The sequence below is a fragment of the Aquamicrobium terrae genome, from assembly GCF_040545735.1.
GTDB classification, from domain to species: Bacteria; Pseudomonadota; Alphaproteobacteria; order Rhizobiales; family Rhizobiaceae; genus Mesorhizobium; species Mesorhizobium terrae_A.
In genome coordinates this window covers 1-25257 of record NZ_JBEPML010000034.1, presented here as the reverse complement: position 1 = coordinate 25257, position 25257 = coordinate 1, and the positions used below count along the sequence as shown (strand labels likewise).

The following is a 25257-nucleotide window of genomic DNA, read 5'->3' as shown; positions in this document are numbered from 1 at the left end:
CACCGGCCGGGAAAGGAAGGCAGCGCTGCAGGCCGTGCCGGAGGCGGCCGCACATCTGCGTGCGCTCGGGGCATCCTGGGCCACCGCCATCGACACCGAGCGCCAGGCCATTACGGAACAATGCCGCCGCATGGAGGTTGCGATCCCCGGATTGTCGGATGCGGCCGAGGATGCCCTGCGAAAGCTCGCCGCCCAGATGAAGAAGAAGGGCGGCAGGCTCGACATCGCCGCCGCTTCGCTCGATCCTGCCATCGGCCGCGAGTTCGCCGCCGTCAGCCGGGCGCTTGACGAGCGTTTCGGCCACAATGCCATCCTTCGCGGCGAAAAAGACGTCATCCAGCGCGTGGCGCCCGCCCAACGGCGCGCCTTCGAAGCCATGCACGAAAGGCTCAAGGTCCTGCAGCAGACTGTCCACCTCCACGCTAGCCAGCAGATCGTGGCCGAACGGCAGCAGCGCGCCATCGATCGCGGGCGCGGCATCGGCTGCTGATTGAAGCCAGACGAACGAAAGAAGCCAGACAGCCAGGGCCGCGAAAGAAGCGGTAGGTATGCGAACCCAGGCGACGACCACTGACATTGTCCTTGGGCTTGCCAACTCCATGCGTAGGGTTCTGAATCGATGATGCCGAACTCCACCGCATAGCTGAGAATGCCGCCAAAGAAGCCGATCGTGCGCGTCGCCGTACCGACCCCACCGCGGACGATCGCCCCGCTTGTCGGTCTTCTCATTGATCCGTGTTTTGCCCGCCATGATGTCCTTCATGGTTTGCGTGATATCGGACTTGGTCAGATCGTGAACCCGTCGGTTGCCGAGCAAGGGGATAATGTGTCGCTGGATTCGTCCCATATCGGTGAGGACCGTCGACGCCTTCTTCGGGCGTCCTCGCTTGCCCAAAATGAGACCCTTTTCGAGGTCGGCGAGATAGCGAGTACAGAGTTCCTTGACAGTGATCGCCTGGCGATCGAGCGCGCGGTCCTCGGCCGGGTTTCCGCCTCTCGCGACCTGCCCCAGCAAGGCCTTGGCCTCGCGCCTAGCGGTCTCCGGTGTCCAAACACCATGCAAACCGATCGTGTAACGACGCGAGCGTCCGGCCTGCCGATACTGAACAACGTAGCTCCGCTTGCCCGACGTGAAGACGCGGAGCCCGAATCCGGGTAAATCCTTATCCCAGATAACATAGTCAGACGCACCGATCTCAGCGGCATCGACGGTTCGTTTGGTCAGTTTCGTCATGCGTTATCGCCTCGCCGGAGAAGCCCTCGCGTAAGCGGTGCGTAAGCACAGCAGGGAGAAATTTCAGCCGCTCCATCGTATGGGCGGCATTGGGCGATCACAAACTTCTTTTATATTTCAGTATCGTAGCGGGAAATTGGATAATTTCGGATAGTTTCGACGGAACGCACTATCTGTTCTCCCTGGGCAGCAGAAGTTGAAAAGAAGGCTTTCGGGTCGCCCTTTTTGCGTTCAAGGTTTCGGCGTCGAGCCGTTCTTGGTGAATCCCTCTAGTTCCACACCGATCGATGCCAAGGCCTTCTTGACGATGGTTTTGGCAGCCTCCCTGCGCTTCTCCGGCAGCAGGCGAAGTCCCTTCTCGATTGCGTCACGCCATGCGGGGCCTCGGTTCCAGGCTTCCTCGAATGCGAAACCGAGATCATCGAGACGACGGGTTACGCTAAGCGCTTCGATCAGCAGGCTTGCCTGGTAGACGTCTTTTTCGCGTTTGGCGACACTGTTGGCATCCGTTTGCCTGCGGGAGGCTACGACCAGCTTATGGATTGCGTAGCGCTCCGGTGCGGGAACGATTACAGGCACACCGCTCCGGTGCAGCAGAACTGTACGGACCGGTTCGTGGATCAGGAAGTCGAGAAACCGCAAAGGCTGCGCGGATGCTCCGCCGAGGGCAGGCATCGGGATGGCGTGATCCGCATACTCATCGGATCCGCGGTTCGGAGTCAGGAACTCGACTCTGTATCGGGACGCATTCTCGAATTGTGTAACGCGTGCCGGATCAGACCGGTGCGGCACTGCCCGAAACGTGGGGTCGACGTGCTGCAGGATTTCCATGATCGGCGGCAGGCTGTCCTCGACCTCCGCGGAAATCGAGTAGTGCTGCGCGAAATCGGCATCGCCAGTCTGCAAGGACGTACCGGGCAGTTTGACGCCCAGTAGTCCTCCATATGTTTGAAGGGCGACCGTGCCAACGAGGACGCCGCGAAGACGGAAGATGCCTGCATTGGCCAAGGCTTCGACGATATCACCTGTGAAGCGCTCGGGAGCCATCAGCCCGGCTTCGCGAGTCAGTGTCGAAACCAGTTTTCGACGGCTGCGGAGATCGTCCTTGATGTACTGGAAGGCTTCGACCCGCTTGGCGATATCGGCATCATCGGCCGGGCCGACATATTTGCGGCTCTTCTTCGGCTGGGTTTCTTCAAAATACCAGTAGTCTCGGCCTTTGACCGGGACGCGGACGAAATTGCCCGCCGTCGAGAACTCGGTCTCAAACGATGCGTCGAGGCTCCGCTGCACCAGTTCGGCGAACAGGGTTCGATAGGCGAGGTCGATTTCCTTCACAAGACAACCGTTATAAGAATTTCGCAAATTTCTTATAACACTAATCGTGTACGCCGCCAAGACGTCGTTGTAGGCAATTGGGCGAGAATGCATACAAAAGACAGTTATAAGAAAATTGCGGAAAACTTATAATTCTTCAAGCCTGTCCGGCAGGAATCGACACTTGCCTCTCTCGGGTAACTGCATTGCAACTTAGTGCAGAGAAAGCAGCGCGGTCTGGTCTGTGGAAGTCAGCTTGATGTTCGACGTAGACCGTTCGCCACACAATAGTGCTATACCCCGCAGGGTCGGCTTCGTCTGCTACCGCCAGCGTATCCCTTGCCTGTCTGGACGGGTTGGTGGCCAATTGCCATGCCATAGCGCTGACCGCCTCTGGTGCGGCAGCAAGGAGGCAACCCTGCAGGATCGTCCGAATGCCATAGAAGGTCACGAGGTCCCGCGCCTTTATACGGACACGCAGACCTTCTCTTGTTGCCTTGAGACATGCGCGACCATCGCCGAAATCGAGAAGCCAGTGGGTTCCGCTCGTATGTATGGTCAGGCAATAGTCGTGGATCCGGACACGAACCTGTTCGCCAACGCATTCAGCGTGGGCAGCCGGCACGAATGCTTCTGCGGTATGTGTGAACATTGGAGCTTGCCTCCATGTGCCTATGCGGGGACAGCGGCAGTCGGCGGTTGCGACACTTCCGGTTCCAGGCTGTCTTTTAATTGGCTCGCCGCAAGCACGCTGGCATCGTCGAGCCCGTAGACAGCACGTGAGGACGCCAGTGCGGCTTCGGAGACATGTATCGACAGGGCGAGAATTGCGCCATCGGGATGGTCGACAATAGGTCCCAGCCTTGTCACCGGCCAGCCAAGCCGTTCCAGCCGGGCGGGCCAGAACGTCTCGCATACAACGCTGATTTGATTGATACCGAGCACAAGAGAAGCTTCCAGCAAGCCGCAAAGGACAATGCCGCCGGCAAGTGAAGGCTGTCCCGGTTTGCGCAGCGATGGCGCGATGAAAATCCGTGTCCATTCGAAGATGTTTGGGCCTCTCGGAACGTCTCCAGCAGCGAGCATCGGGAAGACGTCTGACAACAGATGCGGTTTCAGCGTGGGAACAAGGCGCGAACCCCCGCATACATCGCCTTTGTCGTCGATACCGAGCAGATAGATCGCGTCCTCGTTGTCGAACGCGTCGATTTCGAGAGGGATTGGCCGTTCCACCTGCCGCCAGTTCCGCTCGCCGACATAGATTTGATGGCGGAGACGGAAATGGCGCTCCAACGGCTCTTCGTATGCCTTGCGGTTCGACCAGTTGACGATATGAATCTTGAACATGGCAACGAACGCGTAGCCCACGTCCGCATTTTCAAGCCATACTGGTTTTTTGGTATTGTCAGAGATGAATGTCGCCGCGCAGCAACGCCTTGACCGCCGCGTGCGTCGAGTTCGTCGCATCCAGTTTTTCGCGAATGTTGCTGAGGTGGCGTTCGACGGTCAGTTTCGAGATGGACAGAATGCAGCCCACGTCCTCGGCGGATTTGCCCGCAGCCGTCCAAGACAGGATATCCCGCTCCCGGTGAGTCAGTTCCTTGTGAACCGATTCGCCAACTGCGCCGCGCAACTGCTGCAGAGCCCGGAAAGCGTGGGTGGACACCATTTCAAGGACCGGCAGGTCGTTTTTGCCCAGGACTATACGGTCACCTGCCACAGTAATGACAGCTGGCGCCTTGCATGGTTCGTAAACAGGGACGCACAGGCCGTTCAGCATCGCGAATTCCGTGGCCTCGTCCATGACGCGCAACTGTTCGATGGACATTCGTTCACGCGAAAGCTCGCTCCATAGAAACGGTTTGCCAGCAACGCGAGACCGCAGCACGCAGGGGTCATGGGAGAAGTGATCGCTGCTGGTGTAGTGCTCGGACCATTCCGCCGGCCAACCATCATACAGAACCGGTCGGGGCCAAAGTCCTTCGTCTGTCCGAGGCAGTCTTGCAATCAGAAGGTGGCGTAAGCCAAAGAGGTGAAGGAATGAAGTCAAACCTTCTATAACCCCGGCCGATGTCGTGGCGGCGTCGATGCGTGCAAGTACTGCCGCCAGTCCTGATATCGCCTCAACGTTCATGGCAGCATCAAAGCATGGTTCACCATTTGCCTGGCTGTTGCAAACTAATTGGGCAACATGAGACGGCTCAACGTCTTGGGAAGATATTGTTCACTATAGTGCACATTTCCCCGGCTCGTTCACGCTGATGTGTTTGGGGAAATGAAAGTTCGTTAGGTGCCGAAGTAGGCCGTTCAAACAGCCTGCCGAGTAGCGTTGCGATCAGGTCACGGTGATGGTGGCATGTCAGCCAGAATTCCACGCGCTCGCCCATTGGGGGTCTGATCTCGTTGGCCGAAAGCATCGGCGTGTCGGCGCCGGCGGGATCATCGACGCATTAAGCACCGGATACGGTCCACGTCGGGCATTGAGCTAAGCTGCCGTGCTGTTGGAGGATATTGGAATGCTGGGAAAGAAGCACCGGTTTCGGAAGATAAGTACCTGACAAGACATCGCAGGGCAGCTATCACCGCGATAGGCTATCAATCTCACCAATCAGCTAGTCAGCCTCGTCTTGCCGCCGGCCTGTGTCGACCCGCAACTGCTCGAACACTTCCGGTGAGAAGGCGAACTGCCGCGCCGTTCCCCGTCCCATTGAATTCTTGACGATCGTTTCCGTCAGCACGCCCCGCTCAACGAGCGGATCGATCGATTCCACAACGGCGTTGCGTGTCAACCCCGTGATTTTGCTGATATTTGACAGGGTCATCTTCTGGTGGCTCTGGTGCATCATGTAGAGCACCGTCATCATGCCGATCTGCTTCAGCCGCGACTGTGGGGTTTCGCCTTCGATCGGCCTGTCGAAGATTTCCTGCAATGCATAGGCTGAAAACAGCTGATTTTGCCAATGTGCGTTAAGCGCGCTTGTCATCGATTATACTATCATGTATAAGACAGTTAAGTGAACCTGAGGCTCCGATCATGGTCGGAAATCCTCGAACGGAAACCCGTGAAGGGTAATCTTCATGAAGACATCTCTCGCCTCGGCTTTCATTGCTGCTGTCAGTCTAATGCCATTCTCCCTCCTTTTCGACAGTAAAGCGCAGGCCAGTGAATGGGGATGCCAGGTTATCCTATGTCTTTCCAATCCGGGCGGACCCGTGCAATACGCGGAATGTCGCCAGCCGATCCGCAAGCTTTGGCACCATCTGGCCAAGGGCCGGCCATTTCCGACCTGCAGCGACGTCGGTTTCCGCAGTTCTCGCCCGGGATACGCGCCATATTACTGCAATGATGACTATACACTGATCGGTACATCCCGGCCGAGAGGGCATGATGCCACCTGCCTCTCAGAGACGGCTCGGCCTGTGGACAGCCAGTTCTGCGAAAGCGGTAGCGAAAGCAATTGGAATGAACGGCATTCCGTAGCTTCGCCACGATGGCAAAGGGAAGGCGGGGGTTTCCAGTGCATGGCGTACGTTTTTGTCCGGCCGAGCATCCGCCAGCAGCCGCACTATATCGACGTCACCATCGAAGGCGTTGGCGCACAGAGGGTTTGGTACTGAGCCATGCCTGTTGCTTTTATCGACCTTGCCCAGACCTGTGCACCGATCATCGCAACCGAGACGCTGGCAGGCGTCGTCAGCCTCGAAAGCCAGTTCGAGCCATATGCTATCCGAATCGACCGCGGTCCCTCACTGATAGAACAGCCGAAATCCAGGGCTGAGGCGATCGAGATCGCCACGTCATTGGCCGCCGAGGGACAGGACATCCAGATGGGCCTCGGCGGCATCGGCATGGAAGAACTCCGAAAGCTGAGCCTGTCGATAACCGACGCCTTCGACCCCTGTCTCAACCTGCAGGCCATCTCCACGCTGCTCGATGGATATTATCGGCTGGCGCTGGCGGCAGGCGCCGATGGAAAGCAGGCCGCGCAGGTGATGCTGCAATCCTGGTACGGCCGGGCCGATCCATCCGTCGGTGAGATGGTCAAGTACGACGAACAGATCCGCGAGGAGATTGAGCGGCTCGGCCCCATCCTCGCAACATTGACGATCAAGGAGGGCGGTCAGGGGAGGGAGGCGGAAGCAAAGACGCCTGAAGCCGCCCCACCTGAAGGGGCCGAAAGCGGGGACGCTCCTTCAGCGCCCTCATGGGATGTCTTCAAATCCCGGCGGCAGTCTTCCGTCCTCGTCTTCCAGAACAATCGCATGGAGCAAAGTGAATGACCTTCGCTTCCCGTATCCGCCCAGTGGCAGTCTCCGGTCTCATGGCGGTTGCCATCGTGATGGCCCTGATCGAACCCGCCTTTGCCCAGACCGCCAATATCGAGACAGTGTTGCAAAACCTCGTCGATCTGCTGACCGGCAATATCGCCAAGCTTCTGGCGGCCATAGCTCTGATAATAATCTGTGCCGCGTGGATGTTCGGTTTCATGGACATTCGCAGGGCCGGTTTCTGGCTTCTCGGCATTGGTGGAATCTTCGGGGCCAACCAACTTGTGAACACCATCGTCGGAGGCTGACGATGGCGAACGCCCGGTCCGCAATTCAGGAAGACATGCTGTTCCTCGCCTGCACCCGACCGGCGATGATCGCTGGTGTGACCATTGAGGCCATGGGCCTGAACATTATGCTCACGATGACACTCTACATCTTCGCCGGATCCGTCACCTACATTCTTGTCGGCGTCGTCTTCCATCTCGTATTCCGCGCGCTCGTCAAGCACGATCACAACATGTTCCGCATTCTGCTCGCCTGGGTGGAGACACGTGGGAGGTCCCGGACCAGCGGATACTGGGGTGGGTCATCGATATCGCCTCTGCATCTTTCGCGCCGCTACGACGAAAGGGACCTCGGATTTGCCTAGCCTCGCCACCCTCCGGTCTCGCGAGATTGGTCCCGAGACCTTCATTCCTTACGTCCGGCACGTGGACGAGTCGGCAATCGCCCTCGACACTCGGGCGCTGATGATCACGATCGAGCTCGAAGGAGTTTCTTTCGAAACCGCGGACGTTCTCGATCTGAATGCCCTCCATCGTGATCTGAATACGCTCTACCGAAATATCGCCGATGAACGGCTTTCCCTGTGGGCGCACCTCATCCGCCGACGCGATAACAGCTATCCGGACGGGACCTTCACGACGCCGTTTTCCGCCGCGCTCAACGACAAGTACCGCGAGCGCATGGTGCGCGAGGATTTGTTCCGCAATGAGCTTTACCTGACGCTTCTCTGGTCTCCGGCCCGCGATCCGGCCGACAAGGTGGCGGAACTCCTGTCGCGGCTGCGACGCGCCCGCCGCACCGGCGTCGAAGCAGATAAGGATGCACTGAAACAGCTGCAGGACAAGGTTGTCGACGTTACGGCTGCGTTGAAGCGTTTCGGGCCGCGGGTGCTGTCCCTTTATGAGCAGGATGGCTTGGTGTTCTCTGAGCCCAGCGAGGTGCTGCACCAGATCGTTGGCGGCCGGCGCGAACCGGTTCCACTGACCGAAGGCAGGATCGCGTCCGCCATCTACTCCGACCGGGTTATCGTTGGCCGCGAGACGATCGAAATCCGGCATGAGGCGACAAGCCGCTTTGCCGGCATATTGAGTTTCAAGGAATATCCGGCAACCACCCGGCCGGACATGCTCGACGGGGTGCTTACCAGCCCCTTCGAATTCATTCTTTCACAATCCTTCTCCTTCATTTCGAAAGCCGATGCCCGCACCATCATGGGCCGCAAGCAGAACCAGATGGTCAGCAGCGGCGACAAGGCGGCCTCGCAGATCGAGGAACTCGACGAGGCCATGGACGATCTGGAGTCCAATCGCTTCGTACTCGGCGAACATCACTTGTCGCTCGCTGTCTTCGCACAATCCGTTAAGGAACTGACCGACAACCTTGCCACGGCGCGGGCCGCTCTGACGAACGGCGGCGCCGTGGTAGCGCGCGAAGATCTTGGCCTCGAAGCGGCTTGGTGGGCACAACTGCCGGGCAATTTCCGCTATCGCGCCCGCTCGGGGGCAATTACCTCCAAAAACTGCGCAGCACTCTCGCCCTTTCATTCCTATCCGGCCGGACAAAAGGACGGGAATGAATGGGGATCCGCGGTTGCGCTCCTCAAGACGGCGTCAGGATCGCCATACTATTTCAATTTCCATTACGGCGACCTCGGCAACACCTTCGTGTGTGGGCCGTCGGGCGCCGGCAAGACGGTTCTCCTCAATTTCATGCTGTCGCAGTTGGAGAAGCACGATCCGCATGTCGTGTTCTTCGATAAGGACCGCGGGGCCGATCTCTATGTGCGCGCTGCCGGCGGCGCCTACTTCCCCCTCGAAAACGGCACACCCACCGGCTGCGCTCCCCTAAAGGCCCTCGACTTGACGCCGGAAAACAAGGTTTTTCTGACGCGCTGGGTCGGCAAGCTGGTCGGTTCTGTGACACGGGAACTGTCAGTCTCCGAACTCCGCGACATCGCATTGGCCATCGATGGGCTGGCAGACCTGCCGGTCGAACGCCGGACAATTGGTGCGCTCCGTACGTTCCTCAACAACACGGACCCGGAAGGCATCGCCGCGCGGCTGCGGCGGTGGGAGCGGGGAGGGCCGCTCGGCTGGGTCTTCGACAATGTCATAGAGGACATCGGCTTTGGCGATTTCGGCGTCGGAGGAAAGTTGATCGGCTACGATATGACCGATTTCCTTGACAACGAGGAAATCCGCACGCCGCTGATGGCCTACCTCTTCCACCGCGTCGAGCAACTGATCGACGGCAGGCGCATCATCATCGTCATCGACGAGTTCTGGAAGGCGCTGCAGGATGAAGGATTCCGCGGCCTCGCCCAGAACAAGCTGAAGACAATCCGCAAGCAGAATGGTCTGATGCTGTTCGCCACACAAAGCCCGCGCGACGCCATCGCTTCCTCGATCGCACATACGATCATCGAGCAATGCCCGACCCAGATATTTCTGCCGAACGCACGCGGCAACCATGCCGACTATGTCGAGGGGTTCAAGCTGACGGAGCGCGAATACGAACTGATTGCGCGAGAGCTCCCTGTTGAGAGCCGGAGATTCCTCCTGAAGCAGGGGCACAACAGCGTCGTTGCAGAGCTCAACCTCAATGGTTTCGACGACGAACTGGCCATCCTTTCGGGTCGTACGGCCAATGTCGAGCTTGCAGATGCAATCCGGGCGGAGGTCGGCAATCGACGTGAGGACTGGCTTCCCGTTTTCCAGCAGAGAAGGAGTGCAAGCTGATGGCTTCCTTTCGATTTCATGGCGCAGCTGTCGCTGCGGCTTTTATCCTTTCAGCCGGTACGGTGGCGGCACAAGGCATTCCCGTGATCGACAAGACCGCAATCGCCAAGCACATCGAGAGCATCACGCAACTCAAATCGCAGCTCGACGCATTGCATCAGCAGATCGAACAGGCGCAGCAGCTCTATGGCTCGCTCAACAAGCTTACCGACATAGCGGATATCGCGAACGAGCTGAACGATCCGGCAATCCGCAAAGCGTTGCCGGAGGATTTCGCGGCTATTGAGGGATTGCTCAAGGGAAACGGCACGGGTTCTTTCGCAGACGCGGCCTCCCGATTCCTTGATGGCAATTCCACCTATTACACGGATGCCGACGATTTCTATGCGCAAGAACTGTCGCGGGTCCAGAACCGGAATGCCGGTCAGATGAGCCTCGGCCAGCAGATCTACGATGCCGCGACGAAGCGTATCGACGGGATCGACCAATTGCGCGAGAGGATTTCATCAGCAAGCGACGCCAAGGAGATCGCCGACCTGCAGGCGCGGCTCCAGGCCGAAACGGCTTTCCTCCAAACTGACGTGTTGCGCATGGAAGGCTTGCAGATGGTTCAGCGAGCACAAGCCCAGCTCGATGAGCAGCGAAAGGCCGAGGACTGGCGCCAACGCATGGATTCCATGAAGGCGGCACTGCAATGAGAAAGTTTTCCATTTTTACTGTTGTTCTCCTTCTGGCGGCCTGCTCACAGGCGGAACGCATCCATACTGTCGATGAACTGGTCGCTGACGAGGCGTTGCTTTCGCAGCTCATCACCGAGTGCCGCAACAATCCGGGTGAGCTTCGCGACACAGCAAACTGCCGGAATGCCGAGGCGGCTGACGGCAAGCTGCGGCTCCAGCGCATGCGGCAATCGCTGGGAGGTTGAGTCATGTACGAGGTGTTCGCCTTCGTTGACGGGCAGTTCAAGTCGCCGCTTGAGACCTTTATCTCCGACGGAACGTCGAACATCTCCGAATGGGCCGCCGGTCCATTGACCGTAGCGATCACCCTTTATGTCGTGCTCTACGGCTATCTCGTCCTACGCGGATCTGTGCAGGATCCGGTTCTTGGCTTCGCTTATAAAGCGATCAAGCTCGCCATCATCGTCATGTTGGTAAAGAACGCCAGCGAGTACCAGATCTATGTCACGAACATCTTTTTCGACGTCCTGCCGCGCGAAATCTCGCAGGCGCTGAACACCGGCGCCGTCCCAAGCGCATCCACCTTCGACAGCCTGCTCGATAAAGGGCAGGCTTCCGCCACTGCCATCTGGTCTCGCGCTTCCTGGCCTGTCGACCTGGTCACCAGCGTCGGTGGAATGATGGTGATCGGCGCGAGTTTCCTTGTCGCAGCAATCGGTTACATCGTCTCGCTCTATGCCCGGCTGGCGCTCGCTATTGTGCTGGCTATCGGGCCGATCTTCGTGGCACTAGCCATGTTCCAGTCGACCCGGCGTTTCACCGAAGCCTGGATTGGGCAACTTGCCAACTTTGTCATCCTTCAGGTCCTTGTGGTCGCCGTGGGTTCCCTCTTGATAGGTTGCATCGACACCACGTTCACCGTAATCGACACGTACAGCGACGTTCTGATGCGTCCCGTGGCGTTGTGTGCTATCTGCATCGCTGCCCTCTACGTCTTTTATCAACTTCCCGGCATTGCTTCGGCCTTATCGTCCGGTGGTGCCACCCTGGCCTATGGTTACAGTATGGCGCGCGATGCGCATGAGGGCATGCTTGCGCGGGGAACCTCCTACGCGACCCGGATGATGGGGCGAAGCTCCCGCTTCGTTGGGCGGGCGTTCATGTCGCGCAATGCAGGCACATGAAATCCCTCCCTTGCACAACCATAAGAAGGCAATTCGCGAATGATCAGAACGATTGCGCTGCTTTGCATGGCGGCAGTGCTGAGCGGCTGCGCAGCATTGAGCTACCCGCTTCCCAAATGCGATGGCTATTCACGCCGGCCGCTCAATCGCGCCATGTGGGAATGGGAGGGCAACAGCAATCCCGGGCAAAAGCATTCCGATGCCGGATCTGCAACTTCCGGGTCTGCTTCCAGCTATGCCGAAGAGGCCAGTAGTCCTGCAGCATTCGCTCATCTCGGAGCAAGTGATTCAACGCCGCCCTGTAAAAAATAGTGCAATGATCGCAAGGGACGAACTCAAGGCATATTTCGACAAGGCCCGACGCTTCGATCAGGACCGCATGATCCAGGTCGAGCGTTCGGCGCGCATCGCCTGGTCTGTCGCCATTGTTGCCGGCGTCCTCGCCGGTGTCTCGATCTTCGCTGTTGCCGGCTTAACGCCGCTCAAAACCGTCGAACCGTTCGTCGTGCGCGTGGACAACTCAACCGGTATTGTCGATGTGGTCTCGGCGCTGACCTCGACGCCCGGCACCTACGACGAGGCCGTTACCAAATATTTTGCCGCAAAGTATGTCCGGGCACGCGAAGGCTATGTCTGGAGCGAGGCACAGGAGAATTTCCGCGCGGTTTCGCTGCTGTCCACCCAGCCGGAGCAGACCAGATTCTCCGCCCTTTATCGCGGCAGCAATCCGGATTCACCGCAAAACACCTATGGGCGTAGCGCGACAGCGCGCATCAATATCGCTTCGATCTCACTGATCAACCCGAATGTTGTTTCCGTTCGCTATATGCGTACCATCACACGCGGAGAGGAGACCCGAACGTCGCACTGGATCGCGACGCTTACTTTTGCTTACGTGAATGCCCCCATGTCTTCGACGGACCGGCTTGTGAACCCGCTCGGGTTCGCGGTCAGCGAATACCGGGCAGATCCGGAGACGGTCAATTGATAAGGACTACTGCATTCCTTGCTCTTTTCCTCGCCGGCTCGGTTTCGTCAGCGATTGCCCTGGAAATCCCGTCTGGCGCATCGCAGGACAGCCGCGTGCGTTTCGTCAACTATCAGCCCTACAACATCACCCGCATTATCGGCTCGCTACGTTCGTCGGTGCAAGTCGAGTTCGCGGCCGACGAGGAAATCGCCCATGTGGCCCTTGGCAACAGTGTTGCCTGGGAGGTGGCCCCGGCAGGCAACATCCTCTTCCTCAAACCCCGGGAAAACCAGCCGGTTACGAACCTCTCCGTCGTAACAGCGCGTCGCGACGGATCCACCCGCAGCTACCAGATGGAATTGACCGTCCGAGACGCCACAGTGGAGGTTGGCCAGAATACCTATTTCTACGTCAAATATCGCTATCCCGCCGATGAAGCCGAGCGACGCCGGCAAGCGGCTGCGGCGCGTGCCATGGCGGCACAGGCAAAGGACGCCGACGATGTGCTGAGAATCCATGAATCTTATGGACCGCGGAACTGGCGTTACTCGGCACAAGGATCGCAGACGCTCGAACCGCAGTCGGTCTACGACAATGGCAAAATCACAACTTTCGCATTTGTCGGCAATCAGGAAATGCCAGCCATCTACATCGAGAATTCAGACGGCAGCGAGAGCCTGGTCCCGAAATCCGTTGACGGCAACCTGGTGCTCGTCCACGCGGTCAGCCGCAAATTCGTCCTGCGCCGGGGAGGGGACGTGCTTTGTGTCTTCAACGAAGCCTATGACCGTGTCGGCATCAATCCGGAGACCGGGACGACCTCGCCATCGGTCGAACGCATTACGCGAAACGATGGCACGAGGGCACAATAGGAGACTGCCATGGCTCAGGAAGATGAAGACCGCATCCCCGGCGAGCGCGCCGAAACCGTTGTCGGTAGGAAGATTGATGGCAATCCCGTTTTGAAACGGGGTGCGGTCGCGCTGGCAGTCGTTGTCTTTGTCTCTTTTGCCTTATGGTCCATGAGCGGCGACAAGACGCCGTCGGAGGCGCCCCGGCAGGAGCGGGTGGTGCTGCGGCAAACAGCCGACTTCGAACCGGCCGGAGAAAGGACAGAGCTCGCTCCACCCGAACCCGAGGTGAGGCTGCCGACGCCGGTGGTGGCTGAAGACGTGGAAGAGGAAGATCCACTGCTGGATTCTGCTCGTCGCGCACCCGTCATAGCCTACAGCGGTGGCAAACAGGCTGCGCCACCCGCTAATGCTGGCGATCCAACAACCTCACCCGAGAGCAATTTCGTGCCGATCGACGGCATGATGATGGGTGGGCAGGACACAGCCAGCAGCGACGCTCAGCGATTTGACGGCTTGCTCCAGCCGACCCGCCTTGAAGGCTCACGCGCGGGCACGCTCGGCAATCGAAACTTCATCGTCGCCATGGGGACATCGGTCCCCTGCGTGCTCGAAACGGCCATGGCTTCGGATCAACCGGGATTCGTGAGTTGCGTGATCAATCGTGATGTGCTGTCCGACAATGGCCGCGTCGTTCTGATGGAAAAGGGCACGCAGGTCGTCGGTGAATATCGGGGTGGGTTGCAGCGGGGTCAAAAACGTCTGTTTGTGGTGTGGAACCGGGCGAAGACGCCTAAAGGCGTCATCGTGACATTGGCGTCGCCCACGACGGATGCGCTCGGTCGAGCAGGTGTCGACGGCTATATTGACACCCATTGGTGGGAACGGTTCGGAAGTGCACTTCTGCTTTCCATCGTTGGAGATGCCATGAGTTACGCCGGCAGGCGTTTGCAGGACAGCGACGTCGACGCGCAGGGCGCTGTCAGCGCCGGACAACAGGCCGCGGCGATTGCCGTCGAGCAATCGATCAATATTCCACCGACCCTGAGCAAGCATCCAGGTGCGCTCGTCTCGATCTTCGTTGCCCGCGACCTCGATTTCTCAAGCGTCTACAGGCTTCGGGTGACCGAGCCGAGGAACCGCGTCTATGACCGGGCGGTGCTGGGGGACTTTGCGCCGGACTCGAAGCTAGTAACGAAGTAGGGCAGGGCGCGGCATGGCCGAAGGAACCGATGCGGCGGTCGTTCAGGAATTGCTGTCGCCGTTCGCGCCATTTCTGGAAAACAGAACGCTCTACGAAGTGATCGTCAATCAGCCCGGAAAAGTCCTGACCGAAGGGCCGGGCGGATGGTGCGCATATGATGTCCCTCAGTTGACCTTCGAAAAGCTGATGCGGCTTGCCCGGGCGGTAGCGACGTTCTCCAACCAGTCCATCGATGAAACACGCCCTATCCTCTCGGCAACGCTGCCGGGAGGAGAACGCATCCAGATCGTGATCCCGCCCGCTACAGCCGCAGAGATTGTCAGCATTACGATCCGAAAGCCCTCATCGTTGAACCTTACTCTCGATGATCTGGAGGAGAGGGGGTTTTTCAGCGAAGTCAGTCGAGTGGCAGGAGGTGCCTTTGAGGGTCCACGGAAGCTGAACGCGCTCTACGAAGCTGGCTCGTACAAGGATTTTCTGCGTGAGGCGGTCATCGCGCGGAAAAACATCATCATATCGGGCGCCACAGGCTCAGCGAAGACGACGCTGTCGAAGGCGCTGATCCGGCATATTCCCGTCGATGAGCGGATCATATCGATCGAAGATACTCCCGAACTCGTCATTCCACAGCCCAACCATGTCCAGCTGTACTATTCGAAGGGAGAGCAAGGCCTCTCGCCGATCGGCGCGAAGGAGCTGCTCGAATCCAGCCTTCGCATGCGTCCCGACCGGATACTCCTGCAGGAATTGCGCGACGGGACGGCCTTCTATTACATACGAAACGTAAACTCTGGCCATCCCGGATCAATCACGACAGTTCATGCTGACTCCGCACTTCTTGCATTCGAACAGCTTACGCTGCTTGTTAAAGAGTCCAAGGGAGGTGGAGATTTAGAAAGAGCGGACATTCGCCAGATGTTATTGGCTGCCATTGACATCGTCGTCCAATGCAGACGGATAGCTGGGCGGTTTCTTGCAAGTGAGATCTACTTCCGGAAAGATGAGCTTACCTGTTGAGGCTTGCGTTCCCTCAAGTTACAGCTGCAAGGTTCCTGCGACCAGAATAAGATACTCTGCAGCTGGCATTACCGTATCGAGAATCGTTTTGCCAAGCTCAAGGATTAGCGCTGGATCGCAATCCCATCCGGCCGAAGCGTCCACATCCTGTTTTCGACAATCTGCTTTGTAGCCATCGGCATCTTCCGGCCCTGATCGATGACCCCTGAGGCCGGAGGGCAAGATCGCCGATGGCGATTGAAAGCATCAACCTCCAGCTCGATGTGGTTCAAGCTGAACGTCTCGAAATCGTAGCCGACCAACAGCTCTGTGGCTTTCGAACCGGAGCCTTATCGCGCAGGTTTCCCTACCAAATCCCGTTGAATATTAAACATGATAATTGTAATCATCTATATCGATGCGGTCCCGACAGGCGCCTGCACCGCTTTTCAGGACGTTGCCCGAGGGGAAGGATGAGTGCCAACGACGAGAAGCTTCTGTCGTCCTTTCTTCGCAGTCGGTCACGCATCCAGCGTTATCTGATGGGCAAGACGGGATCGCGGCAAGACGCGGAAGATTTGACGCAGGAAGCGTGGATCAAGTTGGCGCGCAACGGCGCCGCTGCCGCTGGTGCGCCGGTCCCCTACCTCAACAGCGTCGCCCGATCCCTGGCGATCGATCATGTTCGCAACAGGACGCGATATTTATCGTCCAATGCCGTCGCCGACCTGCTGTCCGTTCCCGACGATCGCCCTGATCCGGAGCGGATTGCCGAAGATAGGGAGCAAATGCGCCTCTTGGCTCATATTTTGGAGGAACTTCCCGAGAGGCAGAGACATATCCTGCTCATGGCGCGCATCGAGCAGCAGACTCAGGTCGACATCGCCTCCGAACTGGGTGTTTCGGTTCGTACCGTAGAATACGACCTTCGAAAGGCACTGGAGTATTGCTCCGAGCGGCTTGAGCAAATAAACCGACGCTGAAATTTTCGGGTTTTCGATTTTCCATCGTTTAATGATTACAGGAGGCACGGTTGCTGATCGCCTTGCCGGAAACCCAGCTTTGTGAAGGAAGCAGGCATTGGACGGCGATTTCGACGCCCTCAAACGCGAAGCAACTGCTTGGGTCGTCCGGCTGACTTCCGGAACGGCGACCATCGAGGACGGAGATGCACTTCGAGCTTGGCGCGCCCGCAGCAGCGAACATGAGCGTGCGTTTCGCGAAGCGGCCCGCCTGTGGAACAATCTCGGTCCGGCATTGGGGAATGAGCGCCGCCATGCCGTACCGGTCGTCACTCGCCGTTCGTTTCTGGCTGCTGGCGGGGTGGCGGCCAGCGCAGCGGGGGCCGCCTTCATCATGTCGGACCTGGGTTTCCTGCCGTCTGTCAACGGCTTGCTCGCCGACTACACGACGGCGGTCGGCGAACAGAAGAGCATCGATCTGCCCGACGGTTCGACGGCGGTTCTCGACGGCAAGTCCGCCCTCGTAATGGGCTATACCGAGGATGCGCGGCATCTTTCGCTCACTGCCGGCGCGGCTGTTTTCGAGGTCGAGGGCGCTGATCCGCGCCCCTTCGTGGTCTCGGCGGCGGAAGGGCGCTCCATACTGTCGTCCGGCACCCTTTCCGTCGCACATGCGGTGAAGGATGTATCTGTGGAGTGCATTCAGGGGACCGTCAAGGTCGACTGTCTGACGTCCATCACCCTCGTGAAGGGTGAAGGCGTGGTCTATTCGGCGGCGGGCCTCGGGCAAAAGGGGATGGCTGAAGTCGAAACGGCGGCCGCCTGGCGCAAGGGCCTGCTCGTCTTCAACGACCGATCGCTCGCCGATGTCGTTGCCGATCTCAACCGCCACCGGCGCGGCAAGGTGATGCTCGCAAGTAACACGCTCGGCTCGCAACGGATATCCGGCGTTTTCCATCTCGATCGCCCGCAGGAGATACTGGCTCATTTCGAGAACGCGCTGCACATCCGTTCCGTGAACCTCGTAGGCGGCATCGTACTGCTGATGTAAAAAGCTCGAAAGTTTTCGGAAAAATTTCGGGTTCGCGATTCCCCATCGTTCTTATCAACAGAGGCTGCCTTTCGGCAGCAATTGCCGATGGGGACTGGAATGGATTTTGTTTCGCTGGAGCAGGGCACGCGTGGAAACGACCGGGCCCGCAAATGGAGGACAGGGCTACTTGCGGCGTCGATCTCCTTCTTCGCCTTGCCGATGATGTCCGCTTCGGCTCCTGCGCAAACGACCGTCAGCTATGCGATACCGGCCAGCCCGCTCGATGCCGCCTTGTCCCGCTTCGGCGCCACGAGCGGCGTGCAACTGCTCTACAACAGCTCCATCACAAAGGGCCTGCTCACCTCGGGTGTATCGGGAAGCCTCGGTGCGCGGGAGGCACTTGGCCAAATTCTGGCGGGAACCGGCCTCAGCTATCGCTTTACCGGACCGAATAGCGCTACGATCACGAAGGTATCGGAAGCTGGCGGCACTGCCGACGACGGCTCCATGGTGCTCGATACCATCACCATCGAGGGGGCCGGAGACGGACAGACCCAGGGCTATATCGCCTCGCGAGACATCGCCGCAACAAAGACGGACACGCCGCTGGTCGAGGTGCCGCAAGCCGTGAACGTGGTCACGCGGGACCAGATCGAGGCGCAGGGTTCCCAGACCGTGATGGAGGCGACGCGCTATACGCCGGGGGTGGTGGCCTCCTTCGGCGACAGCGACAGCCGCAACGACGTGCTGCAGGCGCGCGGGTTCTCCGTTCGCTATAATCTCAACGGCTCGCGGCTGCCCTATGGTGCCTACAGCTCTGCCTTCCTTCGTATTGAACCCTACGGTCTCGAGCGCATCGACGTGCTGAAGGGCCCGTCCTCGGTCATGTACGGCCAGAACCTGCCGGGCGGCCTGATCAACCTGACCAGCAAGATGCCGACGGAAACCCCGCTGCGGGAGATCGCCATTCAGGGCGGGAGCCATGACCGGGTGCAGGGCATGTTCGATTTCTCCGGGCCAATCGATCCGGAAGGGCAGTTCCTTTACCGCTTGACCGGCCTTGCGCGCGATGCGGGCGGGCGTGTGGAATTCGGCTATGACCAACGCGCCTTCATCGCGCCGGCCTTCACCTGGAAGCCGACCGATGCGACGTCCTTCACGCTCTTCGGACACTACCAGCAGGACGACACGATCTCCGACTACATGCCGCTGCCGGCGGCCGGCACGCTGCTGCCTAACCCCAACGGCAAGCTGCCGGTGAACCGCTATGCCGGTGAGCCCGGCCACGACGGCTTCGATCGCGAGCAATATTCGATCGGCTACAAGTTCCAGCACCATTTCGAAACCGGCTGGACGGTGCGCCAGAACCTCCAGTTCAACAGCGTCGACGTCGACTCGCGGGCAAGCCCTGCCTTCATGCTCGATGCCACGCAACGCTATCTGAGCCGGGTGGCCTCGCAAGGCCTTGCGGCGGCGGACAGCTTTACCGTCGACACCAACCTCACTGGCAGCTTTGATACCGGTCCGGTGGAGCATAGCGTGCTGGCGGGGCTCGACTATCTCCATCTCGATGACAGCTACAGCTTCGCCTCCAACCTCTACGGCGGAACCTTCGATCTCTACGACCCTGTTTACGGCGCCGTACCGCCTGCCCTCATCCCGCGCTTCGACTACAACATGAAGCGCCGGCAGGCTGGGCTCTACGTCCAGGATCAGATGCGCTGGGACAACTGGATCGTGAGCGCCGGCCTTCGCCACGACTGGGTGGACGCCAGTTCCATTCACAGTTTTACGGGAACGTTCGACGTCAATCAGACAGCGCTGACCGGCCAGGTCGGGCTGGTCTACCGTTTCGACAACGGCGTTGCGCCCTATGTCTCCTACTCCACCTCGTTCGATCCGGTCGACAACTTCTCGACCACCGGGGGAGCGCTGCAACCCTTGGAGGGCGAGCAGATCGAGGCGGGCATCAAGTACGAGAGCCCCGACGGCCGCACATTCATCACCGCCTCCGCGTTTCATCTTAACCAGAAGAACGTCACCGCCCCGAACCCGGATCCGACGGGGACCGGGCTGTTGCAGGCCGGCGAAGCGCGCGTGCGCGGTCTGGAATTCGAGGCGAAGACGGAATTGACGCCAGCCCTTTCGCTCATTGCATCCTATGCCTACACGGATGCCGTCATAACGAAGACCAATGCGGGAACAGAATACCTCCTCGGTAAGGAGCTCGTGATGGTTCCCGACCACCAGGCGTCGATTTGGCTCGACTACAAGGTCGAGGACGGGCCGCTCGCCGGCCTCGGCCTTGGCGGCGGCCTGCGCTACCAGGGCAAGTCGTTCGGCGATGCCGCCAACGAGTTCGAGGTCGGGGGCCAGGTTCTTGTCGATGCAGCGCTGAGCTACGACTTCGGCAAGCTCGACCCGAATTTCGAGGGCCTGGACCTGCGCGTCAACGCCACCAACCTGCTCAACGAGAAATATGTCGGTTGGTGCCAGAACGCGCTGCAATGCTACTACGGCCAGGGCCGCACGGTCAGCGCCACGCTGAAGTACCGATGGTAGGCCATCGCGCGGAGGCGCAAGGGCGCTTGCGTATCGGCAGGCGGGCATTCCTGGCCTCGCTGGCGGCGCTCGCATACGGGATGCCCGTGGCGCGGGCGGGCCTGCCCGCCGCACGGCGCATCGTGGCGCTCGATGCGCCGTCGACGGAGATGCTCGTCACACTGGGCATGGAGCCGCTCGGCGTCGCGGGCCTCGAAGGCTATCGGCAGGCCGAAGGCGACATCGCGGCCCTGAGGAATTCCCTCGATATCGGCTTCTTCTACGAGCCGAATCTGGAACTGCTGCAGTTCCTGAAGCCCGACCTGTTCGTCAATTCGTTCGGCATCGGCGCGCCGGCGGCGCTCTTGAAGCGGATCGCGCCCGTGCTCTCCGTGCCGGTCTATGGCGGGCCCGGATCGAGCCACGAGGCCGCCGCCGGTGCCCTGAGACGGATTGCCGACCGGATGGGCCGGCAGGCTGAGGCTGAGGCGTTTCTGGCCACGCACGAGGAGCGGCTTTCGACCCTTGGGGAAATGGTGCACGCGCGGCGCCTGCGGCCCGTCTACCTCGCAAGTCCGCTGCTGGACGGCCGTCACGTCATCCTCTACGGCCGCAACAGCCTTTTTGACGATGTGCTGCGACGCATCGGCATGCGCAACGCATTCGGCGGCCAAAGCTCTCCCTGGGGCATTGCCAGCCTGGGAATCGACAAGCTGACGGAAAAGCGGGAAGCGGCCTTCATCTATATCGAAAGCCCGGTGACGCGGACCGCTCTCAAGGCGCTGGATGCAAGCGCGATCTGGAAGATGCTGCCTTTCGTGAAGGAGGGGCGCATCGTCTCGATCCCCTATCTCGAAATGTACGGCGCCCTGCCGACCGCCGATCGCTTCGCGGGCATTCTGGAAAGCCTGCTGGACCGGGGAGCGCTCGATGCGGGCTGATGCAGTCGCGCGTACGGATGGCTCGCCGGTGCGCGCCGCCATGATGATCGCTCTGGCGCTGCTGCTGGCGGCAGCCGGACTTTCCGGCGTCGCGCTCTCCCGGCTCGTGGCACCGGCCGATTGGCCGGGCCTGCTGGCCGACCCGGCGGCGGCCGATATGTCGATCCTGTTGGCGCGGCAGAGCCTGTTGCCGCGCATCGTGGTCGGCCTTCTCGCCGGGGCCGGCCTCGCACTTGCCGGGGTCGTCTTCCAGAACGTGCTGCGCAACCCCTTGGCCGAGCCGGCCACGCTCGGCGTTTCGGCCGGGGCGCAGCTTGCGCTCGTCGTCGCCACCCTCTGGTTTCCGTCCATCGCGGATACGCTGCGCGCGGAAGGCATCGCCTTCCTCGGCGCGCTTGCCGCGATCCTGCTGGTGGCCGCCATCGGCTGGAGCCGGGTGCTCTCCCCGACGCGCATGATCGTGGCGGGCGTGTTCGTGAGCCTTTATGCCGGCGCGGCGGCCGGCGTTCTCGTCCTCTTCAACCAGCATTACCTGACCGGCGTCTTTCTCTGGGGATCAGGTTCGCTGGTGCAGAACGGCTGGGACGCCGCGTGGACGCTGTCGGGACGTCTCGCTCTCGCCGCGGTCTGCGTCGTGATACTGGGGAGGCCGCTTGCGCTTCTCGTCATCGGCGACGAAGGCGCGCATGCGCTGGGCGTCAAGGTGCCGGCTGTGCGGCTCGCGGCGCTGGCGCTCGCAACGGCTCTGTCGGCGAGCATCGTCAGCGCCGTCGGGATGATCGCCTTCATCGGGCTTGCCGCACCGGCGATCGCGCGCGCTGCCGGAACGCGAACACTCTCCGCCCAGTTCGCGGCCGCTCCGCCGATCGGGGCCGGCCTGCTTTGCCTCACTGACCAACTGGTGCAGCTCGCACCCTTCGCGCGCGAGATACCGACCGGCGCGGCCACCGCGCTGATCGGTGCGCCGCTTCTCCTGTGGCTTCTGCCGCGCATGCGCGCGGCGAGCGTTCCGGCGACGCAGTCTGTCGAGGGACAGGCAAGGCTCGCGCGGCCGGTGCCCATGCTTGTCGCCGGATGCGCGGTCGCGGTGCTCGTCATCTCGTGCGCGCTCATGCTGGGCCGCACGCCGCATGGCTGGTCGTGGTTCGCGGGCCCGGAGCTCGCCGAGATGCTGCCCTGGCGCTGGCCGCGCGTGCTGGCGACCTTCATGGCGGGCGGCATGCTCGCCGCAGCCGGCGTCCTCATCCAGCGGACGACGTCGAACCCATTGGGAAGCCCCGAAATACTGGGGATATCGTCGGGCGCCGCGCTGGGTCTGATCGTGCTCCTGTTCCTGATGCCGGCGCCCTCGCCGCTCTGGCAACTGGCGGCCACCACGGCCGGCGCGGCCCTCGCTTTCGCCTTCATACTGGCAGTCGGCGCGCGGAGTGGGTTTGCGCCGGACAAGCTGCTTCTGGTCGGCATCGCCTTTGGAACGATGCTCAGCGCGTTGGCTGCGGTGCTGATGGCGAGCGGCGACCCGCGCATGGCGACGCTGCTCGGCTGGATGGCGGGCTCGACCTACGCCATGACGGAGAGCCGCGCGCTCGTGACTGCATTGGTCGGCTGCCTGCTTCTGGCGCTGCTGCCACTGGCGGCAAGGCCGCTCGAAATCCTGCCGCTGGGCGTAGGCGTCTCGCACGCGCTGGGCATGCGGGTGAACCGCACGCGGACGGGACTGCTGCTGCTGACCGCCGGCCTCACCGCGACTGCGACGCTGACAGTCGGCCCGCTCACCTTCGTCGGCCTGCTTGCCCCGCACATGGCGCGGCTGGCGGGCTTCCAGCGGCCGGTCGCGCATCTTGCCGCCAGCATCCTCGCCGGGGCCTCAATCATGGTCGCGGCGGACTGGCTGGGCCGCAGCTTGATCTTTCCCTACCAGATCCCCGCCGGCCTGTTCGCCTCGTTCCTCGCAGGCCCCCTTTTCCTATTCTTGCTGAGACGACAGTCATGACCGTACAAAACCAAGATGTGGCGAGACCCGAGAACTTCCGCGTCGCAAGGGTGCTGCGCACACGACGCGTGACGCCCCACATGCAGCGCGTGACCGTGCAGGTGGACGATCTCTCGCGTTTCGATTGCTCGCCACGTTCGCTCGGGCCGCATGTCCATGCGCTGATCCCCCGCAAGGACTGCAAAGAGCCGGGCTGGCCGACGGTCGATGACAAGGGTCACGCGGTCTATCCCCCGCCCGAGCAGCGGCCGGCTGTGCGCACCTACAGCGTGCGTCGTTTCGACCATGCGGAAAACAGCATGGATATCGATTTCGTGCTGCACGGCGAAGGCGTCGCGTCGGCCTGGGCCGAACGGGCGTCGGTCGGCGAGGAGATCGGCCTGTGGCGGCCGCATGCGCGCATCCTCGAAGAGGAACCAGAGCGCTACGTGCTGGCCGGCGACCATACCGCGCTGCCGGCCATCGCGTTTATCCTCGATCATCTGCCCGAGGACGCGCAAGGCGATGTGATCGTCATGGTGCCGGACCAGGTGGAAGAGCAGCCGCTCCGTCTGCCGGAGCGGATGAGACTACGCTGGCTGCACGCGCCGCTGGAGCCGTGGTCAGGAGACGTACTGCCGGCGGCGGTTCGTGCGCTGGGCCCGCAGGAAATCAGCCGCAGCTTCGTATGGGTTGGCGCGGAAGCCTCCGTCTCCCGAGACATCCGCGCCTTTGCCAGAAAGGAATGCGCCCTGCCGGCAAGTGGGACCTATATCCTGAACTACTGGAAGCGCGGCATGGTCGAGGGCACCTACGATCATGGAGAGTGAATGCGTGTGACCGCCTCCATCAGAACCCGGCCTCTGTTCAAGCTTGAGAGTGTTTCGTTTTCGGTTGCGGGACGGACGCTGCTCGCCCCGCTAACGACCGTGCTACCTTCCGGCAAGGTCATCGGGCTGATCGGGCAGAACGGATCAGGCAAATCTACGCTTCTGAAGATCCTGGCGCGCCAGCAGGCCGCTTCCGGTGGTGCGATCCACTTCGAGGGAATGCCTCTTCGCGCGTGGAGTGCTCGCGATTTTGCCCGCGCGCTCGCCTATCTGTCGCAGCAGATACCAGCTGCCGGCGGATTGCTCGTGAAGGAACTGGTGGCGCTGGGGCGCTATCCGTGGCATGGCGCGCTGGGGCGTTTCGGGTCAACCGACCGCGCGAAGGTGGAGAGGGCGATCAAACTGACGGGGCTGGAAACCCTGGCCGATCGGCTGGTCGATACGCTTTCAGGAGGCGAGCGGCAGCGGGCCTGGATCGCAATGCTCATCGCGCAGGACGCGGGCTGCATGTTGCTGGACGAGCCCATCTCCGCACTGGACGTCGCCCATCAGGTGGAGATTCTGAAACTCGTGCGCCATCTGTCGAGACTAAATGGCCTCAGTGTTGTCATCGTGCTGCACGACATCAACATGGCCGCACGCTTCTGCGACGAAATCGTCGCGCTTCATTCGGGCGATCTCGTCGTGACCGGACCGCCTGAGACGGTTATGTCAGCCGATATGCTGCAATGCATCTACGGGGTCGAAATGGCAGTGAGCGTTCATCCCCGAACCGGCCGCATGATCGCCCTGCCGTGCTGATAACTCACGCCTGAAGATGGAAAATGACGCCTTGCTGGACATACTGAAGAGCGTCGCCAGATATTACCGACCTCATCACCGCCTCTTTGCGATGGATTTCACGAGCGCGGTTGCCACCGTCATCCCCTGACTGCCACCTCCACTCGATGCTACGAGCTATAAATGTTTTTGCCTTACGGCCGTTCTACATCCGAGAGCAATTTGAACAGGCAGTCTCCGGGGTTTGTGAGGGCGGGGAAGCGGCGGCAGGCGACGAGGCCGGGTCTGGTGAAGTTTATGGCTTGTGGGGGCCGATGCGGGCCGTCGATGGGATGGATGGCGCCCGCGCACTGGCCTGGGTGAACGCTGTCGCCGATCTCGACGCGGGGCTCGAAGATGCCGCGACAGGGCGCGTAGACGAACGCGTCCCTGCCTTCGACCCGCATCAGGCGCACGGGCGGCGGCGG

General features: G+C 60.7%; 25 protein-coding genes and 3 pseudogenes. 21 read left to right on the top strand and 7 right to left on the bottom strand.

Translation table 11 applies throughout. The annotated features are described in order from the left end of the window. Nucleotides 1-490: pseudogene (locus tag ABID37_RS25825) on the top strand (Ti-type conjugative transfer relaxase TraA); the annotation flags it as partial. A gap of 49 nt (nucleotides 491-539) precedes the next feature. On the opposite strand, the pseudogene ABID37_RS25820 reads toward ABID37_RS25825, so the two are convergent. The 6 genes and pseudogenes from ABID37_RS25820 to ABID37_RS25800 form a co-directional block, all read right to left on the bottom strand. After that, nucleotides 540-1234, bottom strand: a pseudogene (locus ABID37_RS25820) (integrase arm-type DNA-binding domain-containing protein); the annotation flags it as partial. Nucleotides 1235-1465: 231 nt separating this feature from the next. Next, nucleotides 1466-2572, bottom strand: coding sequence for a nucleotidyltransferase family protein (locus tag ABID37_RS25815; protein WP_354199849.1), 1107 nt, complete (start codon nucleotides 2570-2572; stop codon nucleotides 1466-1468). Nucleotides 2573-2708: 136 nt separating this feature from the next. Then, a complete protein-coding gene (gene rctB, locus ABID37_RS26285; protein ID WP_435521640.1) occupies nucleotides 2709-3203 on the bottom strand; it encodes an SMa0974 family conjugal transfer regulator in 495 nt (164 codons plus the stop codon). A gap of 20 nt (nucleotides 3204-3223) precedes the next feature. Further along, nucleotides 3224-3919 (bottom strand): acyl-homoserine-lactone synthase, encoded by a 696-nt coding sequence (locus tag ABID37_RS25810; RefSeq protein WP_354199848.1) that lies wholly within the window; start codon nucleotides 3917-3919, stop codon nucleotides 3224-3226. 37 nt (nucleotides 3920-3956) lie between these two features. Beyond that, nucleotides 3957-4685, bottom strand: a complete 729-nt coding sequence (locus tag ABID37_RS25805) for a LuxR family transcriptional regulator (RefSeq protein WP_354199847.1) — start codon at nucleotides 4683-4685, stop codon at nucleotides 3957-3959. A 478-nt stretch (nucleotides 4686-5163) separates the two neighbouring features. Then, a complete protein-coding gene (locus ABID37_RS25800; RefSeq protein WP_354199846.1) occupies nucleotides 5164-5535 on the bottom strand; it encodes a MarR family transcriptional regulator in 372 nt (123 codons plus the stop codon). 94 nt (nucleotides 5536-5629) lie between these two features. Here ABID37_RS25800 and ABID37_RS25795 point away from each other — a divergent pair, with 94 nt between their 5' ends. The 20 genes from ABID37_RS25795 (at nucleotide 5630) to ABID37_RS25700 (ending at nucleotide 24811) form a co-directional block, all read left to right on the top strand. Continuing rightward, a complete protein-coding gene (locus ABID37_RS25795; RefSeq protein ID WP_354199845.1) occupies nucleotides 5630-6169 on the top strand; it encodes a hypothetical protein in 540 nt (179 codons plus the stop codon). Nucleotides 6170-6172: 3 nt separating this feature from the next. Then, the gene (locus tag ABID37_RS25790) at nucleotides 6173-6832 is read left to right on the top strand and encodes a lytic transglycosylase domain-containing protein (protein ID WP_354199844.1); all 660 of its coding nucleotides are present in this window, start codon (nucleotides 6173-6175) and stop codon (nucleotides 6830-6832) included. Next, nucleotides 6829-7128 (top strand): TrbC/VirB2 family protein, encoded by a 300-nt coding sequence (locus ABID37_RS25785; RefSeq protein ID WP_354199843.1) that lies wholly within the window; start codon nucleotides 6829-6831, stop codon nucleotides 7126-7128. Before ABID37_RS25790 ends, ABID37_RS25785 begins: the two co-directional genes overlap by 4 nt. A 2-nt stretch (nucleotides 7129-7130) precedes the next feature. Further along, nucleotides 7131-7472 carry a VirB3 family type IV secretion system protein gene (locus tag ABID37_RS25780; RefSeq protein ID WP_354199842.1) on the top strand — a complete coding sequence of 114 codons (342 nt, stop codon included), beginning with the start codon at nucleotides 7131-7133 and terminating at the stop codon, nucleotides 7470-7472. Further along, nucleotides 7465-9846, top strand: a complete 2382-nt coding sequence (locus tag ABID37_RS25775) for a VirB4 family type IV secretion/conjugal transfer ATPase (protein WP_354199841.1) — start codon at nucleotides 7465-7467, stop codon at nucleotides 9844-9846. The genes ABID37_RS25780 and ABID37_RS25775 overlap by 8 nt, the downstream gene beginning before the upstream one ends. Continuing rightward, on the top strand, nucleotides 9846-10544 hold the full coding sequence (gene virB5 / locus ABID37_RS25770; RefSeq protein ID WP_354199840.1) for a P-type DNA transfer protein VirB5: 699 nt from the start codon (nucleotides 9846-9848) through the stop codon (nucleotides 10542-10544). The genes ABID37_RS25775 and virB5 overlap by 1 nt, the downstream gene beginning before the upstream one ends. Continuing rightward, a complete protein-coding gene (locus ABID37_RS25765) occupies nucleotides 10541-10771 on the top strand; it encodes an EexN family lipoprotein (protein WP_354199839.1) in 231 nt (76 codons plus the stop codon). The genes virB5 and ABID37_RS25765 overlap by 4 nt, the downstream gene beginning before the upstream one ends. Before the next feature lie 3 nt (nucleotides 10772-10774). Further along, nucleotides 10775-11710 carry a TrbL/VirB6 family protein gene (locus ABID37_RS25760; RefSeq protein WP_354199838.1) on the top strand — a complete coding sequence of 312 codons (936 nt, stop codon included), beginning with the start codon at nucleotides 10775-10777 and terminating at the stop codon, nucleotides 11708-11710. A 39-nt stretch (nucleotides 11711-11749) separates the two neighbouring features. After that, nucleotides 11750-12022 carry a hypothetical protein gene (locus ABID37_RS25755; protein ID WP_354199837.1) on the top strand — a complete coding sequence of 91 codons (273 nt, stop codon included), beginning with the start codon at nucleotides 11750-11752 and terminating at the stop codon, nucleotides 12020-12022. 4 nt (nucleotides 12023-12026) lie between these two features. Beyond that, a complete protein-coding gene (locus tag ABID37_RS25750) occupies nucleotides 12027-12698 on the top strand; it encodes a VirB8 family type IV secretion system protein (protein WP_354199836.1) in 672 nt (223 codons plus the stop codon). Further along, the gene (gene virB9, locus ABID37_RS25745) at nucleotides 12698-13552 is read left to right on the top strand and encodes a P-type conjugative transfer protein VirB9 (RefSeq protein WP_354199850.1); all 855 of its coding nucleotides are present in this window, start codon (nucleotides 12698-12700) and stop codon (nucleotides 13550-13552) included. Before ABID37_RS25750 ends, virB9 begins: the two co-directional genes overlap by 1 nt. A gap of 9 nt (nucleotides 13553-13561) precedes the next feature. Continuing rightward, a complete protein-coding gene (gene virB10, locus ABID37_RS25740; RefSeq protein ID WP_354199835.1) occupies nucleotides 13562-14734 on the top strand; it encodes a type IV secretion system protein VirB10 in 1173 nt (390 codons plus the stop codon). 13 nt (nucleotides 14735-14747) lie between these two features. Next, the gene (gene virB11, locus ABID37_RS25735; protein ID WP_354199834.1) at nucleotides 14748-15752 is read left to right on the top strand and encodes a P-type DNA transfer ATPase VirB11; all 1005 of its coding nucleotides are present in this window, start codon (nucleotides 14748-14750) and stop codon (nucleotides 15750-15752) included. 452 nt (nucleotides 15753-16204) lie between these two features. Then, complete coding sequence (locus ABID37_RS25730) at nucleotides 16205-16714, top strand: RNA polymerase sigma factor (RefSeq protein ID WP_354199833.1); 510 nt, start codon at nucleotides 16205-16207, stop codon at nucleotides 16712-16714. Nucleotides 16715-16811: 97 nt separating this feature from the next. Continuing rightward, a complete protein-coding gene (locus ABID37_RS25725) occupies nucleotides 16812-17744 on the top strand; it encodes a FecR family protein (RefSeq protein ID WP_354199832.1) in 933 nt (310 codons plus the stop codon). 99 nt (nucleotides 17745-17843) lie between these two features. Next, complete coding sequence (locus ABID37_RS25720) at nucleotides 17844-20288, top strand: TonB-dependent siderophore receptor (RefSeq protein WP_354199831.1); 2445 nt, start codon at nucleotides 17844-17846, stop codon at nucleotides 20286-20288. Then, complete coding sequence (locus tag ABID37_RS25715) at nucleotides 20282-21208, top strand: ABC transporter substrate-binding protein (RefSeq protein WP_354199830.1); 927 nt, start codon at nucleotides 20282-20284, stop codon at nucleotides 21206-21208. Before ABID37_RS25720 ends, ABID37_RS25715 begins: the two co-directional genes overlap by 7 nt. Beyond that, entirely contained in the window at nucleotides 21198-23201 is a 2004-nt protein-coding gene (fhuB, locus tag ABID37_RS25710) for a Fe(3+)-hydroxamate ABC transporter permease FhuB (protein ID WP_354199829.1), read from the top strand. Before ABID37_RS25715 ends, fhuB begins: the two co-directional genes overlap by 11 nt. Continuing rightward, the gene (locus ABID37_RS25705) at nucleotides 23198-24010 is read left to right on the top strand and encodes a siderophore-interacting protein (RefSeq protein ID WP_354199828.1); all 813 of its coding nucleotides are present in this window, start codon (nucleotides 23198-23200) and stop codon (nucleotides 24008-24010) included. The genes fhuB and ABID37_RS25705 overlap by 4 nt, the downstream gene beginning before the upstream one ends. Next, nucleotides 24011-24811: an ATP-binding cassette domain-containing protein gene (locus ABID37_RS25700; protein ID WP_354199827.1), complete on the top strand. Its 801-nt coding sequence runs from the start codon at nucleotides 24011-24013 to the stop codon at nucleotides 24809-24811. Between the two features lie 173 nt (nucleotides 24812-24984). Here the strand turns inward: ABID37_RS25700 and ABID37_RS25695 are convergent. After that, nucleotides 24985-25257, bottom strand: a pseudogene (locus ABID37_RS25695) (succinylglutamate desuccinylase); the annotation flags it as partial.

What these genes read in the sequence shown, in the direction of transcription:
- ABID37_RS25700 (WP_354199827.1), top strand. Translation starts at nt 24,011, where the DNA reads ATGCGTGTGACCGCCTCCATCAGAACCCGGCCTCTGTTCAAGCTTGAG.
- ABID37_RS25780 (WP_354199842.1), top strand. Translation starts at nt 7,131, where the DNA reads ATGGCGAACGCCCGGTCCGCAATTCAGGAAGACATGCTGTTCCTCGCC.
- ABID37_RS25785 (WP_354199843.1), top strand. Translation starts at nt 6,829, where the DNA reads ATGACCTTCGCTTCCCGTATCCGCCCAGTGGCAGTCTCCGGTCTCATG.
- virB5 (WP_354199840.1), top strand. Translation starts at nt 9,846, where the DNA reads ATGGCTTCCTTTCGATTTCATGGCGCAGCTGTCGCTGCGGCTTTTATC.
- virB11 (WP_354199834.1), top strand. Translation starts at nt 14,748, where the DNA reads ATGGCCGAAGGAACCGATGCGGCGGTCGTTCAGGAATTGCTGTCGCCG.
- fhuB (WP_354199829.1), top strand. Translation starts at nt 21,198, where the DNA reads ATGCGGGCTGATGCAGTCGCGCGTACGGATGGCTCGCCGGTGCGCGCC.
- ABID37_RS25765 (WP_354199839.1), top strand. Translation starts at nt 10,541, where the DNA reads ATGAGAAAGTTTTCCATTTTTACTGTTGTTCTCCTTCTGGCGGCCTGC.
- rctB (WP_435521640.1), bottom strand. Translation starts at nt 3,203, where the DNA reads ATGTTCACACATACCGCAGAAGCATTCGTGCCGGCTGCCCACGCTGAA.
- ABID37_RS25795 (WP_354199845.1), top strand. Translation starts at nt 5,630, where the DNA reads ATGAAGACATCTCTCGCCTCGGCTTTCATTGCTGCTGTCAGTCTAATG.
- ABID37_RS25720 (WP_354199831.1), top strand. Translation starts at nt 17,844, where the DNA reads ATGGATTTTGTTTCGCTGGAGCAGGGCACGCGTGGAAACGACCGGGCC.
- ABID37_RS25800 (WP_354199846.1), bottom strand. Translation starts at nt 5,535, where the DNA reads ATGACAAGCGCGCTTAACGCACATTGGCAAAATCAGCTGTTTTCAGCC.
- ABID37_RS25790 (WP_354199844.1), top strand. Translation starts at nt 6,173, where the DNA reads ATGCCTGTTGCTTTTATCGACCTTGCCCAGACCTGTGCACCGATCATC.
- virB10 (WP_354199835.1), top strand. Translation starts at nt 13,562, where the DNA reads ATGGCTCAGGAAGATGAAGACCGCATCCCCGGCGAGCGCGCCGAAACC.
- ABID37_RS25750 (WP_354199836.1), top strand. Translation starts at nt 12,027, where the DNA reads ATGATCGCAAGGGACGAACTCAAGGCATATTTCGACAAGGCCCGACGC.
- ABID37_RS25755 (WP_354199837.1), top strand. Translation starts at nt 11,750, where the DNA reads ATGATCAGAACGATTGCGCTGCTTTGCATGGCGGCAGTGCTGAGCGGC.
- ABID37_RS25705 (WP_354199828.1), top strand. Translation starts at nt 23,198, where the DNA reads ATGACCGTACAAAACCAAGATGTGGCGAGACCCGAGAACTTCCGCGTC.
- ABID37_RS25760 (WP_354199838.1), top strand. Translation starts at nt 10,775, where the DNA reads ATGTACGAGGTGTTCGCCTTCGTTGACGGGCAGTTCAAGTCGCCGCTT.
- ABID37_RS25730 (WP_354199833.1), top strand. Translation starts at nt 16,205, where the DNA reads ATGAGTGCCAACGACGAGAAGCTTCTGTCGTCCTTTCTTCGCAGTCGG.
- ABID37_RS25715 (WP_354199830.1), top strand. Translation starts at nt 20,282, where the DNA reads ATGGTAGGCCATCGCGCGGAGGCGCAAGGGCGCTTGCGTATCGGCAGG.
- ABID37_RS25805 (WP_354199847.1), bottom strand. Translation starts at nt 4,685, where the DNA reads ATGAACGTTGAGGCGATATCAGGACTGGCGGCAGTACTTGCACGCATC.